This window comes from Thiomonas sp., from assembly GCF_034007205.1.
Lineage (GTDB): Bacteria > Pseudomonadota > Gammaproteobacteria > Burkholderiales > Burkholderiaceae_C > Thiomonas.
Genome location: NZ_JAVERI010000003.1, coordinates 239,209 through 252,682 on the forward strand (window position 1 = coordinate 239,209; position 13,474 = coordinate 252,682).

At 57.4% G+C, this 13,474-nt stretch carries 13 protein-coding genes; 2 read left to right on the forward strand and 11 right to left on the reverse strand.

Annotated features, from left to right (window positions below; all coding sequences use genetic code 11):
- The first annotated feature begins 142 nt into the window (after nucleotides 1–142).
- A complete protein-coding gene (locus RBR52_RS04205) occupies nucleotides 143–1,381 on the forward strand; it encodes a hypothetical protein (RefSeq protein WP_320375943.1) in 1,239 nt (412 codons plus the stop codon).
- Nucleotides 1,382–1,384: 3 nt separating this feature from the next.
- Nucleotides 1,385–2,338, forward strand: coding sequence for a hypothetical protein (locus tag RBR52_RS04210; protein ID WP_320375944.1), 954 nt, complete (start codon nucleotides 1,385–1,387; stop codon nucleotides 2,336–2,338).
- Between the two features lie 413 nt (nucleotides 2,339–2,751).
- Here the strand turns inward: RBR52_RS04210 and RBR52_RS04215 are convergent, their stop codons facing one another.
- The 11 genes from RBR52_RS04215 to RBR52_RS04265 all read right to left on the reverse strand — a co-directional run bounded on the left by RBR52_RS04215 (nucleotide 2,752) and on the right by RBR52_RS04265 (nucleotide 13,376).
- Nucleotides 2,752–3,276, reverse strand: a complete 525-nt coding sequence (locus RBR52_RS04215) for a hypothetical protein (protein ID WP_320375945.1) — start codon at nucleotides 3,274–3,276, stop codon at nucleotides 2,752–2,754.
- 113 nt (nucleotides 3,277–3,389) lie between these two features.
- A complete protein-coding gene (locus RBR52_RS04220) occupies nucleotides 3,390–3,863 on the reverse strand; it encodes a hypothetical protein (protein ID WP_320375946.1) in 474 nt (157 codons plus the stop codon).
- A gap of 13 nt (nucleotides 3,864–3,876) precedes the next feature.
- Nucleotides 3,877–4,812, reverse strand: a complete 936-nt coding sequence (locus tag RBR52_RS04225) for a hypothetical protein (RefSeq protein WP_320375947.1) — start codon at nucleotides 4,810–4,812, stop codon at nucleotides 3,877–3,879.
- Complete coding sequence (locus RBR52_RS04230; RefSeq protein WP_320375948.1) at nucleotides 4,809–5,795, reverse strand: hypothetical protein; 987 nt, start codon at nucleotides 5,793–5,795, stop codon at nucleotides 4,809–4,811. The genes RBR52_RS04225 and RBR52_RS04230 overlap by 4 nt, the downstream gene beginning before the upstream one ends.
- Before the next feature lie 2 nt (nucleotides 5,796–5,797).
- Nucleotides 5,798–6,031 carry a hypothetical protein gene (locus RBR52_RS04235; RefSeq protein WP_320375949.1) on the reverse strand — a complete coding sequence of 78 codons (234 nt, stop codon included), beginning with the start codon at nucleotides 6,029–6,031 and terminating at the stop codon, nucleotides 5,798–5,800.
- A 37-nt stretch (nucleotides 6,032–6,068) separates the two neighbouring features.
- Nucleotides 6,069–6,716, reverse strand: coding sequence for a hypothetical protein (locus tag RBR52_RS04240; protein ID WP_320375950.1), 648 nt, complete (start codon nucleotides 6,714–6,716; stop codon nucleotides 6,069–6,071).
- On the reverse strand, nucleotides 6,713–7,213 hold the full coding sequence (locus RBR52_RS04245; RefSeq protein ID WP_320375951.1) for a hypothetical protein: 501 nt from the start codon (nucleotides 7,211–7,213) through the stop codon (nucleotides 6,713–6,715). The genes RBR52_RS04240 and RBR52_RS04245 overlap by 4 nt, the downstream gene beginning before the upstream one ends.
- 60 nt (nucleotides 7,214–7,273) lie before the next feature.
- The gene (locus tag RBR52_RS04250) at nucleotides 7,274–9,094 is read right to left on the reverse strand and encodes a DUF2357 domain-containing protein (protein WP_320375952.1); all 1,821 of its coding nucleotides are present in this window, start codon (nucleotides 9,092–9,094) and stop codon (nucleotides 7,274–7,276) included.
- On the reverse strand, nucleotides 9,091–11,580 hold the full coding sequence (locus tag RBR52_RS04255; RefSeq protein WP_320375953.1) for an AAA family ATPase: 2,490 nt from the start codon (nucleotides 11,578–11,580) through the stop codon (nucleotides 9,091–9,093). The genes RBR52_RS04250 and RBR52_RS04255 overlap by 4 nt, the downstream gene beginning before the upstream one ends.
- Nucleotides 11,465–12,928 (reverse strand): hypothetical protein, encoded by a 1,464-nt coding sequence (locus RBR52_RS04260; RefSeq protein WP_320375954.1) that lies wholly within the window; start codon nucleotides 12,926–12,928, stop codon nucleotides 11,465–11,467. Before RBR52_RS04260 ends, RBR52_RS04255 begins: the two co-directional genes overlap by 116 nt.
- Nucleotides 12,918–13,376: a C-terminal helicase domain-containing protein gene (locus RBR52_RS04265; RefSeq protein ID WP_320375955.1), complete on the reverse strand. Its 459-nt coding sequence runs from the start codon at nucleotides 13,374–13,376 to the stop codon at nucleotides 12,918–12,920. Before RBR52_RS04265 ends, RBR52_RS04260 begins: the two co-directional genes overlap by 11 nt.
- Nucleotides 13,377–13,474: the final 98 nt, after the last annotated feature.

Consider the following 13,474-nt stretch of genomic DNA (forward strand, 5'->3'; position numbering starts at 1 on the left):
GCGGAAATCTGCGGCTCAGAATCGCGCTTGCATCTCGTTACTTTACTTACGCGAGATGCGTGTTCAGCCATCCTGTCGCTGGCCCGTGCAGCCCGTCCATCGGTCGCAGACCTCCGACGCCGATCCAGAGAGGACGACCAAGTTGAAGAAGACCTTTGTCGACGTGATGCTCGAGCTGCCGGTGGACGCCACGCTGCGCGACTTCCTGACCTCGCACGGCCTGCCGGTGCCCGAAGGGTTCGCCTGGGACGAGACGCCGCAAACCAGCCAGTTCCTGGTGGACGCGGTCAAGGTGTGGCCCGATACCGCCGCCCGCGACCAGATGATCGCCAACCTCATGGCCGCCGTCCAACTGGGCGACGCGGCGGGCCAGCAGGCGATATTCGAAGCCGCGGCGGCCGATGGTGCCGCACTGACGGGCTTGGCGACTCTGTGCCAAAGCGACGTTCACCGCTCGTTCTGGCTGTACATCCATCACCCGACGCTGTTCGAGCGCGCCTACGACTTCAGCTTCTGGGAGCACCACGGGCCGCAGAGCCAGCAATACGATCTGGGTCTGAAGCGCCAGCCGGACGGCTCCGACCGGCAACTGGCCGCGCTGCGCAACGCGATCTCGGCGTTCTACGAGCGCGAGATGCATTGCGGCGACGGCAGCGTCGCGCATTTGGTCGAGCGCAGCCCCGGCGTGTTCCTGCTGACCGTCCATGTCAAGGACATGGCCATGCTGCGGCTGGAGTTCGAGGGCTCAACCTTGAAGCGCCGCGTCGGCAATCCCAACATCCACATGGTGCTCGAATACGCCAAGTCCACCGGCGTGGTGCGCACGCTGGTGCGCGGCGGGCAGAAATACCAGCAGATGCTGGTCGAGGCCTTCGCCGAGCATGTGCTGGGCGTCAAGGCGAACGCGCACCGGATCAAGTCGCCGACGCTGGATTTGTCGATGTTGCGCACCGGTTTCGACGCTCCGGAGGCGTTCGAGGACGGTTTCTCTCTGGTGCAGCTCAAGGCGCTCACCCTCCTGAGCCCCGACGCCGCGCTGAAAATCGAATGCACCGCGATGCAGTCGAGCCAGCAACGCTCGGTGCACGAGTTGCTGAAGGAAAAGCTGCCCGGCCCGCTGGAAGGCAACTGGGCGGTGACGGCGGCGCAGGTCAATCTCTACTATCCGCCCGAGCCGGGCCGCACGCGCGCCCGGGTGGTGACCATCGAGGTGACCAGCAAGGGGCGTCTGAACCTGAACAAGTTCGACCCCAAGATGCAGGCGCAGTTAGAAGGCTATCTGGTCTCGGTGGGCATCTTGCAGAAGGGGCAGACCCTGAGCGCGCAGGAGATCCCGCCGGAGGGCGACGCGATCCGTTCCTCGCCGGCGTTCGAGGACTGATCGATGGCGGCGCACGATGCCTGGGCCTTGGTCTGCCGCCTGTTCGCAGGCGGCACGCCGGTGCTGCGAACCACGCTGTCGCCGCGCGAACTGGCTGCGCTGTCCGTCCTCGGCAAGGCGGTCAAGCCGACGGTCGTCGATCATTCCTTCGTCCTCTGCCCGCACTGCCAGCAGCATCGGGCGCAGGTCTGGGGCGACGGTCGCGGCGGACGCATGTGCCGTTGCCCGGAGTGCGGGCCCGTCGCCGTCGAAGCCAACGATGGTGCGGCGTTGGCCTTGGACGAGGAATGGTTGCGCACCAAGCTGCGTCTCGCGCTCGGCATCGAAAGCCGCGACGGCATCGATGACCTGGGCGACGGCGTGTGGCGGCTGGGCCAGGCTCGCCGCTCGCCCGTGCTGCTGGCCCGCGATCTGGTGCGGGTGCAGCAAGAACCCGCGCTGTTGGATCGCGTGCGCGTCGCCGGCGGCGACATCCGGGTGATCACGCCCAGGCCGCGCACGACGCGCGGATCGCCCTTCGGCGCGGGCGTCGAGTGGCTGGCGCTGGAGGAGCGCTTCACGTTCTACGGCGGCGCGATCGCGCTCCTCGGCGCGCCGTCGCCGTCCTCGACGCCGGCAATCGCCGATCCGGCCGCGCCGGTGAACGGGCCGTTCTCGGCGGATTTCAAGTGGGCGACGCTGCCGGACGGCTACGGCACACCGATCCGGTTCACCGACGGTCAGGCCAGGGTGTTCAAGGCGCTGTGGTCGTTCAAGGGCAAGGCCGCGACGGCCGAACGCATCATGCAGCGCGCCGGCTTGAACAGCGCCAAGCCGAGCGACCTGTTCAAGATCAAGCCGAAGGACAGGGGCAAGCAAGAACCTGCGGCACAGCACGCGGCCTACGGTGCGCTCGTGATCACGCAGCGACGCGCAGGCTTGTACTCGATGCCCTGCGCGGCGGGCGCGTTGGCGTGATCGATTGCTGCTCCAAGTTCGCCGGACAACCGATGGCGGCGGCACGCGCGTAAATCACGGCCGCGCAAGGCCGTGTGCGTGTGCCACGGCGAAGAAGTTGGCGCAGGTTTCGAGAGAACAGAGAGCAAAAATGGAGCGAACCGGGCGCGGCATGGGCCCCTGTCTGCCGACCCTCGGCACACGCAGAACGGCCCGCAACGCCACGTGCCGCGCGGAATCCGCAAATGAAAACGCCCAGCCGAGAACGGTTGGGCGCTGAATAGTGGTGGCGGAACACGGAACCGAACCCGCGTCCGCAATCCGAGCCAGATAGTAACGCCTTGGCCTTGAGGGCGTGGATTCAACGATTTGGCCGCTGGCGCTAGAAATAGTAAGCAATCCATTCCCCAATGTATCGAGGTAGCCAGGGCCCGCTAAGCCTCAAGGGGGAGCACCCCAGGCGCAAGGCCCTCGACGTACATCAAACGCTTTAATTCGCTGGCGCGTTCGGCTGGAACGGTCAACGTGAGCATTCCGGCTGCGACTGCCTCCCACCCACCGCCCAGTGAGTGCAGATGCCGCGCAAGCTGATGCTCATTATTGAAGCCGCCCGAGGTAAGAAAGCGGAAATGTGCATATGGACGGGGCACGCATACCGAGGTCAGTCGGAGCGTGCCATCTTCACCCTTGTCGGCGTTGAACTCGTCGCCCCAGTACAGCCTGAGTCCGGAAAACGGTCCCAGCTGTCGTTCGGCAAGGCGATAACGATTTCCACCGAGCGGGACAACGCCAACCTCTTCCTGGTCCCATTCTTTGCAGCGCACGAGATCAAGTTGCCCGTCGTCATTCCAAAAGGGACCGCCGGAATCATCGTCAGCCGGAAACTCCAGTACGGCATCTGCTGCGCCTTCGACGAGAACGTAGAAGCCGCTGGGGACTGAATGGGGTTCAGTGGGCATGGCGTCCATTTGATTCAATCTTTATCACAAGACGCCGCGGCCGGTCTCGGAATTCAGAATCGCCGCAAGTTGGGCCGAGGCGCTGAAGATCGGTGGTGACAATGGACATCACTTCACCTTTGGTTCGGGACAAAAACATGACTTTCACTGAGTGAACCTTTGACGCGCCAACCCACAGGCGTCTGAATATCAAACTGCAATGAAGGCACCCGTGTTCCCGAGACAGGAGGAGCCTCAGCAGCGAACCAGCAGATTCGAACGCGGCATTTATTTTCTCCGTCGTCAATTTCTAGGACGCTATGGGCGATCCAGTTGCACTGCAGGGTTGGTCCCTGTCGCTGATCTAAAACAACAATATCTGCAGCCTTGCCTCCCAGGGAAAAAGTCAGCCCCATGGATTCACACCAACCAATGAAGCGTTCTACCTCGTCGGGTGAGCGGAGGTGAATGCAAGTCAGATCGTTATCAAAACAAATGGATTCATCTTGCAACCCTTCTTGAAAACGACGTGGTCCGCCATGGAATTTTCGCAAGAGCGCATCATTTCGGACAACAACCGACAACCCCTCGACAAGTACCGCCATCATTTTCCCTTTCGAGTCATAAAACGCCGCGACCGGTCTCGGACTTCAGAAGCGCCGCAAGCTGGGAGCCCGACTTCAACTTCTCAATGAATGTGCAGCCTGCGTTGTTGGGCTGCCAGTAAGGGCAGGCGAGAAAGTACGCGTCCAGAAGCCCAGTCGCGTTCTGCTTTCGTCGCAACACCATGTTTTCTCCGTGAACCGGACACGTCGCCAGTTCGACCCCACGATGGCCTGAATTCAAATCCGACTTGAGGTCATTGAGTCGGGTATCGATGATCTTTTCCGTGCCCTTGTCGGTGAGGATGATGCCGAACTCCTCAGCGGTCATCGAAAACTCCGGCGCGGTGGTATCCGTCATCAATCCGTAGTCGTTTCTCTGCAGTTTCTCGGTATGCGTGCAAGCCCGACGATCGCCCTGCACCACGTACCATCCCGTGCAGCCCCAGTAGAAATCCTTGGGCTCCGCCACGGAAAGGTCACGCTTCCACTGCAATTTCATGGGCCGACCGCAAACGCGACATTGCTTACCGAGGGTATCGGCGAACGCGTTGTACTGCAGGACATGCGTCGTCTCCAGGTCGATCTCAACCTTGTCGATGACGCTCTCCGTCTCGAAGATCTTTTCGGCAGCACGGACCTCCTTGCCCTGGTTGAGCTCAGAAAGGAGTTGGTCGCGCTCGGCCCGCAGGTCTTCCCACCGCTTGCGAGCGCGGTCACTGAGACTGCCACTCGACATGCGCTGGTTCCGCAGATGCATGATCTCGTCGTTGACCGAACGCAGGCGGTCCTTCTTGCGCGTGATCTCATCGACGATATCCGCGCCAGTGGCACCACCCTGGCGCTTGTAGGCTTCATAGCCTCGCTTGATCCCTGAAATCACCTGAACCGTGGTGTCGACGAGTACTCCGAGCAACGTCCCGAGACCATTGGCAAGCCGGTCAAAAAAACTCATAGCGACTCCCCGGTCAGCAGGCGGCTTTGCTGCGCCAGGCGCATCGACAGCAGTCGGTTCGTATTGGCACGATACGAGGTAAGGATCGCCTCCTGATTCCAGTACCGGTCGAACAGGAGGCCTCCCGCAAATGCCGCTGGAATCGCCACCAATCCACCGCCAACGGCATAGACGGCTGCTCCGGCCAAATTTGCAGCGACGATACGCTGCCCTCGTCGGGCGATTGCAAGTTTGAATTTGTCGAGTGATTGCTGCCCGACAGAAACCTTGTATCCCTCCCAGGTGGCGATAGCCACCAGAGGGAAGATCGGACTGAAATAGTCAAGGAAGCGCTCGGTCACCGAGTCATCCATGACATCGAGGGCTGACGAGACTTGATCGTGCAAGTCGCTCTCAGTGATTCCGCTATCCAAAACCAGACCGGAGTGGGCGACCTCATGGGTGGCCAGGATTTCAATGTCAGGGTAGCGATGCAGCGCCTCTTGAATGTAACCCGCACTGTCCGTGGCCTTTAGCTGCAAATAATCTGCTGTGGCCCCGTCGGGACCGGCGATCCGCATATCCCAGCCAGGTTGATTCAGGGAGTCTGCCAAAACGGCTTGATAACCATCTGGAAGCAGAACGGGGCCCACCTGCTCACCAGCGTTCAAGCGATCAGCGACCAGATACTCGAAGTACTTGCCCTTGGCGGTATTGACAGCCCCTTGCAACTCCTCGTCACTCAGCCCGAACAAATGCTCGTCGGACAGCGACGGATTCGTGACACGAATTGCATCAACGAGACGAGGATCAATATCGTCGATGCCGCGATCAAGAAATACTTCTGCAGACGCAGCGGCCAGTGTCAGGTCAAAGAGCGATTCCCGATTGGCCTTCAGATACCGCTGAAAGGCATCGTAGAACCGCTCACCGGCAGGCCGACCACCAACGTCTCCGTAGTGATTACTCAGCCGGCCAAGCCTGGTGGAGGTTATGGCGTTCATGATCATTTAACCGCATTGCGAATCGCGGACAGCTCCGATTTGACCCGCTGCAAATCAGCGACCCAACCAGACGCCGAAATACCTTCCGGCTCGAGCCCCAATCCTTCTTCGATTCTTGAAACGCGCTTTTCCAGCCTCTGAATGAAGGTGTCCATGCCGCCCAGCACCTCCTCAACCATCATGAGATGTTGCTCAATCTGCGAGCGCAACTGGCTCATCGTGAGTTCTTCAAACATATTTTTGCCTCCCTTCACTGCATCTCGTAGCTGAACCTCAATCTGCCTGCCGCCGAAGCCAAGCTGGTATGTCGTCGGCTCCGGCGCGTTTGGTCTTATCCTCCGCGTCTGCGTCGTCCGGGAGGTCTTTCCAAACCGTCAGAAAATGGGCTCGCGGCGATCCGTTCTCGACCAAAACGTAACCTGACCGCAGCTCCTTCCGTCCCCAGGTTGTCTGCCACCGAGCAGAGAACGACCACAGTTCGCCACCTTCAGCGTGACCCTTGAGGAACTCCTTCCACGCTGCATGGAGGTGACCGAAAGGCAGTTCAGGCGCCGCCTTGAGAGGATCGGTGACAACCTCGCGCTTCTCAACTTCCTGCACCGTCAGTCGCTCCAGCAGGTCTTTCCGCTCGACGGCGAACTCCCGCTCCTCCTCAACCTCGGCATCATCCTTTTTCTTGAACATCTCCTTGGCCTTCATGTAAACCGCAACAGGCCATACCGCGACCACCAGAATGGCAGCCAGGATCGGCGCGACGACGTTGTTGAGGATTCGGTAGGAAAGCTTCTTGCGATCCGGGTTGACCGCCTCGAGCAGCTCACGAAGGGACTCGGATTCCTTCTCCTTCGTCAGCCGATGGGCACCGTACACAACGGCGAGGACCGCGATGCCGACGCCCAGGTACCAATAGAGGTAGATCACGCCGCGCCCCCGTCGTCTTTGCTGGCTCGCGGGAAAACCGTCATGGCGCCAACTTCATAGCCCTCAGGGGCGCCATCAGACTCGGCGACCCCGTTGTGCTGCACGCGGGTGGCAACGACGACCCCTCGCTCGACATCCAAGAACAGGTCGCGCTCGAAGGTGCTGCCGTAGCCCATGTGTACGTACTCGAGCTGCTTGCCCTGCGGAAGACGGATCGTGCCGGAGTACCAATGGGCGAACACCCTGTCCGGAAACCCGGGGAAGATGGTTGCCAGCGACGCATCGGTCCCGTCTTCGAGCGTTCCGTTCAGACCGATCAGGTACAGGCGGTCGTCAATGATCTCCCAACTGCCGACGTAGCCGCGCCATAGGGCCGTGCAGTTCGACTCGAAGCGCGGGTTGGTGCCCCCCATAGCGAAGTAGTCGCTCAGGGGGTTCGTGCACATGGCCACGTCCTCGCCCTGGTAGCGCAGCTTTTCAGCAATCTGTGCAGTCATGTTGCCTCTCTAGTATCTGATACTTTTCAAAATAAGGCCCGGGAGTAAGGAATATCGTTCTCACAAAGAGACTTCAAAATCCAACCAATCGCGGCCAGACCAATTAAACCCATCAGCTAAAGGCAAATTCGTCGCTCCCCTTGGACGCATTGCAAAGACTCTCTTGTCACTCAAGGTCTTGAGCGACCAAGTGGTCTCGCAGGTTCGGCATCGGCAATAAAACTCCCGGTGCGGGCTAGCACTGAATTGAGCATCATGACTGCAGAGACGCGACAGAGCAGTCAATTGATCTACAGCAGTCAACACCTGATTTTCGATTTGCTCGCTTGCAGACTCCTGAAGTTTTAATTTGATCTGGGACGCCTGCCTGGAGTCCAGGGGCGCGATAAGTCGAACGTGCGTCGAAGATATGCTCTCAAAATTATTGGGCCATTCGTCAGCCATCTGCTTTACAAGTGTTGGCAAGGGGCCGAGTTTTTTTCCGTAGCCTTCGATCAACCCTGAAATCATCCACTCATCAATTAATCTCCCCATCTTTTCGACAACGTAAAGATCTAAAGGAGATATAGCCAAGCGCTGCCGAGAAGAAATACTGTCTGAGCAGCCTGGCCAGCAAACGACATGACTTGAATTTAGGTTTTCACCTTCTTCGACATCTTTTCCAAACCAAGCGATAGGAATCAACCGAAGAGTCTCAGCGTGCGAGTTGAGAATTAGCCAATCTTGACCATCCTGTCTCACTGAAAACGTAATTCCAGCCCAACCGAACTCTAAGCGATCACCCTTTCCAACTTGCAGTCCATATCTTTCCAAGGCTCGTCGAAGAACCAGGCCAACGTAGTCTCTGTAGGCAAGGTGCAACTGCTGATGCTTCGCCAGTCGCTCTTCTGGCCTCATTTGCCGCTCCTCTCGTTCGTCTTTCAAACTTTCCCAAAGAGGAGGCAAATGCCTGTAGTGAGGATCATGATTCAGAATGTTGGTGCGATGAACCTGGGCGGGTACTACAGACGCTGCGGGGACGTGTGGATAAAGACCACGTTGCTTCAATCCTCTAATTGCACGCAACTGAGCCTCAATCTCCGATAGAGCACGCTTTCCGGCCTCCAATTGCATCCCGGTCTTGTCATCAAGATATGACTCCCCCCAAAGACGGCAAATATCTTGGCGAAGTCGAAAGTGCGTCTGCTCAGAGTCTTGAAACTCCAAAGCTCGCGCTAGACGTGCATTAACACCACGGATGCGAGCTAGTCTCTTGGCAAGATGTCGATCCAGCCGATCCAGCAATCGCTTGTAGAGTCTGTTCTCATAGATGGCGTAGTCATCCTCGCTGAAACGCGCCAGAACCTTGCGAGGTTGCACACCGCTAAGCGTGCGCTGCTGCCAGCAATCCGAGTGCGATGCCAGATGACTTAGCGCCGAGGTTGCCAAACGTCGAGCTCGCGCTACGGGTGCAACCAGATCGTCGTACCGAAGGTCTCTGCGCGGCCGATCAGATATCGAGTGCAAATGACCATCTCTGAGTACTGTGGCCAAATTCCGTTCGAGTTCCTCAAGGGCACACTGCGCGGCCATCTCAGCGGGCAGCATCGGGGACACACTCAAACCATTTGCGTGGGAAAGCTTTCCTGCGATTGAATTAATCGCCTCTGCAGAAAGATCGGAGTCGGCTTGATCGTCGTCAGTTTGATCGATGGAGAGCACCTGTGATTCAGTGTCTTGAATCCGGATGAAACCCGACCCATCATCCGTGATTAGATCGCCGGCCTCTAAATGGCTGTGTCCATTGACAACAAGTGGCTCAAGCAAACAATACCGACCCGGCAGAAACGCATCGGGTAGGTGACTGAGTTTTTCACCCGTAAGGCGATCAAGAAATCTCATGCCCCGCGTTCCTTGCGGCGGCGATCTTCAGCCAACAGGGCCATGGAACGGCGAGGCTCCGATTTCCACCCCTTCCAAACTGTGGTCAGGGCTTGTTCGATGGCGTTTAGATCATCGATGGTCGCATCGTATCTGCCAGTAACCTTGCCACGCCGAAATACTCTGCTGGCAAGCAAATGGTCCAGAGCATCTTCTTTGCGACCGCCTGCAGCCATGTAAACGGGGACAAATCGCATGGCCTGACGTTCGAGTCGATTACCCCAACCCAAGTCAAAGCGATCCTGCAAGATGCTCGTGAGCGGGCCTGTCGTCAACTCCGCCAACAACTCTGAAACCTCATCAGCGTTTTGTGTCACAGCGGCATCGAAACGCTCGATCAATGATCCATAGCTAAAGCTGGCCTTTGGCTTTGGCTCTACCTTGAATCCCGCTTCGTGGCGGGGAAGCGTCATGACATGAGCACGGTCGTAGGTTTTGTCGGCGAACTCGTTCGTTGTTTCATCGTGGTTAGCAGTGCCTACAAACCAGACGTTGTGGGGAACCCGAATCCTTCGCCCCTCCACCAGTAGCGCAGGGGCGTTCGGCAACTGGCTTTCCGACAAACTTATGAGTCGATCTCTTGAGTCATTCTTTTCGAGCGCCGAGAGGAATTCAGCAAAATACTGCTCCGGGCGAGACAGGTTCATCTCGTCCAGCAAGATGATGTTGCACCGGTCCTTGTAAGCGGCAGTTTGCGCACGGTAGAGACCTTGCAGGCAGTCGCGCTCATAGAAGCGCTTTTCGAAAGCGTTGTAGTGTCCCAGTAGATCATCACGGTCTCGCCAGCCAGCCTGGACGGCGATGTCGGTGCAATGCCCCCCGACAGCCTTTGCAAATGCCTTCGCCAAGCTTGTTTTGCCTGTGCCGCTGATTCCCTGAAAGATGTGAAGCTGGCTCATGGCCAACCCAGCAATAAGCAACTGAATATCTTCGAGGCGGAAATGCAGTGTTGCACCTTCTTCCGCTTGAGCGATCCGGTGCTGCAATTCAACAGAGAATTTTTTCAGATCAGGAACGTCTTGCTCCGGCAGGCTCAACTCCTTGGCCTTGCGATCCTTGATCCAATCGGCAGTGGACGCCGAGTCCATCCATGCCATTTGAGGGAACGGCTTCTCAGATTGCTGTGACTGGGTTAGGTCATCTACCGTTTTGCCCAAGTCATTGAGCCTTGCACTCAAGATCTGATTGTTCTTTTCCAGGGCGCGCTTTTCTCTTTCCAGGTTCTCTTTGTCACTCACGCCGAGGCGGAGGCGATGAAGCTGAGCTTTTGCATCAGCCAAATCTAAATGTACCTCGTCGAGTTGAGCCTTTTGCTCATCACGGAGTTTTCGCAGCGCCTCATTCTCTGCTCGCAACTGATCATCTTCACTGCTTGCGAGTTGGTTCTCTAGTTGAGTCACTCGACGCTTGTGGGCAGCCAACTCGTCAAGGATCTCGCGTGCAGACCGCCCTGCCAATACTTCGGATAACTCGCGGAATTGTTCAATTTCCTGCCTGGTTGACTCTAGCTCGTCATAAACCTTTTGACGGCTATCCCTGGCTCTTTGATGAGCGGTCTTCCAACCAGCAATTTCCTGCTCCGCTTCCCGTAGCGCATCTTCTCGGATCTGTGCTCGTTCGCGTTCTAGCTCTTTCCACTCCGCATCTAGTCGCCGTTGTTGCTGCTGTAGACCTCTCTCCTTGTTTGCAATCTCCGCTTCACGCTCCATCAGCGCTAATGCGCGCGCGGACTCGTCGTCAAGCGCCTTCTGCTCCGCTTGGAGGATGCCAAGTTGAATCTCAGTCTTCTTAGACTCAAGTTCCACGATTTCTTTCTTGAGTTCACTGAGTGCGGCCACGTTTTGGGCGGCAAAACCGGAACGCGCATCCAGTTCTCGCTTCTCAAGTTCACGCTCCTTATCAGCCAAACTTGATTCGGACTTTTTTATCTCAACTTGTCTTTGCTTCAACTCTTCGTCGAGTTTGTGGATCTCTTCGGTTCGCTTCTTGTTCTCATCGCTTCGGCGGGAGAATGCCTCCTCCTTGCGAGCCAGGTCCTCTGTGCGCTTCTGCGCGTCTTCATGTAGATCACGAACTCTCTTTGCGACATCAGAGATATCCGCAAGCAACCTCTCGAGCTCAAGTTTTTTCTCGGGCTCTACCTTATCCAACTCGCTGACCTGATCTTTCTCCAAGTCAGGGAGTGCCACAGCGGAAGCATCGCCTTGCACCAACGATGCAAGGGAGCCAATTCCAGCAGTTGCTTTCTGCCATGCCGATGCGACCGCACTTTGTGCAGTATTTGCGTTTTGCGCGACTGGGGCTTTGTTCCCCTTATTGTGTTTTGCCATTTCAATACCAGCCCTTAAAAATTTGAACCCATTCGATGACAAAGTCAGCGTGTTCCATGGCTTCTTTTCTATCGATTCTTTCGCTACCTGAATGCCCAGCTTTTTTGTTGCGAGCATCGGCCATATCAAGCAGACGAGTCAGTTGAAGCTCATCGGCGGATAATTTGAGGAAGGGGTGTGATGCTTGATCCACTGTCCCTAACAGCGCCGCAAACAACAACGCCTTGAGCGAACTGCTACCGCGCTTCACCGCTGTGCGCACCTGATCCAAGCGCTGCTCAGACAAGCGCTTAATTACGTCATCGGTGAGGCAAGGAAGGTTGAAGAACTGGAGGTAATATTGCGCTTCCCCATCTTTCCAATCTCTCTGGTCTTTCCAGTGCGGCAATCTACGAATGTCCGATGGGAATGCTTTCAACAGCCACTGCAGCACGCTTTCTGCCAAGTTGTGAGTCTCAATGAGAAGGCTCGTCACATCCTCCTGCCAAGACCGCTCCTGACTGGCCAGCACGGATCTTCGTCTCAGAACGCTGGCGAGGTATCCCTCAACAATCGGTACCTTCCGCGACCAGTTGTAATCTGCAAGCAGCGTCAAGTCGATCTGGTTCTCTAGGGATCGGAGCCATTCCTCTGCCGACAAATCGTTAGATCTTGTCTCGCCTACCGCGTCAGCGATGTATCTTGCGAGTCGATCGTTTCGCGGCAAGACTTCCTGCAGGGGTTTGCGCAACCAAGACGCAGCCTGCTGCAACCCGAATGGGTCGGCAACCAACCAGGGTTGTGGCCCAGCCTCGTCGGGAAAAATCCATGTCCACAACCACATCGACTGCGCCGAATCTTCGACAAAGCTCAAACTCTCAATACGGACACGTGCCGAAAGCTCGTCATCACGCTGTTTGGCGTGGTCGTGATCCGTCCGATAGCGCTGAAACGCATCAAAGAGGGCTGCTGTGTCCAGTGTGCCCTCTCGGAAGTGATTGAGGCGGAAGGGGCGATCTTCCTTTCCGGAATCGAGGTCTCGCAGGAACACTGGGTAACCACGTTCATCGACTCGCTTCGCTTCGATCTCTGGAAGTTCTTCAGTGAATCGCGGCAGCCAGTTCCCCGAGATCGCGTCCTGATATGCGTACCCCATGCGGACTTCTTCGCTGGCATCCTGAGCCTCTTCGAGGACACGTTCACCTTGAGAGGTGACTGATCCCAAGGTGGTCATCCAGCCGTTCGGGATCAGTTGGGTTGCAATGATGAACGCCACCAGTTCTCGATCCAGCCCCAACAACTCAGCCATTTCCGAACTGTCCTGGCATCTGGCCCTTGCAAGTCCAAGGATCGCCTGCTGGAACAGGTTTAACTTGAGGACACGATTTGTTGGATAAAGGACCTTCCAAACGCGGACAGGCCACAAAAGCGGACGCCCACCCGGGGGGCGACGGACATCGAAGCGAAGATAGCGGTCAGCGGCCATTCGCCATCTCCTCTCTACAAAGCTTGAGGAATGCAGCTAGAGCCGGGACCCCTTCCTCAGCCTCGGGCCCTTCGGCCATATGTTTGGCACCGACGGCGACTAAGAGCTTCCTCTGGCGACTCATCGCAACGTTCATGCGATTTGCCAACCGCAAGTGCCCATACTTGCCGTTGAGCAATCGTTCGCGCTCTTCCCACTCCTTCTGATCGGAAACCACCACGTCGTTAGCTCGCACTACGGACAGGAAGACGACGTCAAACTCTTTGCCTTGAAACGCGTCAACCGTGCCGACGCGCAGTCGCTCATCACCTGATTCAGTCTGCCGGTAGGAGCGCGCGATCCGGACTTCCCCATCCTCTTCCTCGGCCAAGCCCTCGTCAGCCAGTGCATCAAGTATCAGGTCACACTGGGCGCGGTAGTGACCTTGCCCCTGGAATCCGTATCCCATAGCCGACTCATGCACTGGCGTGCCGGGGTTGATTGGCGAGCCAGTTTTCTTCGAACCGCATCGGGCTGACATAGGCCAGCGTCGAGTGCAATCGGGTG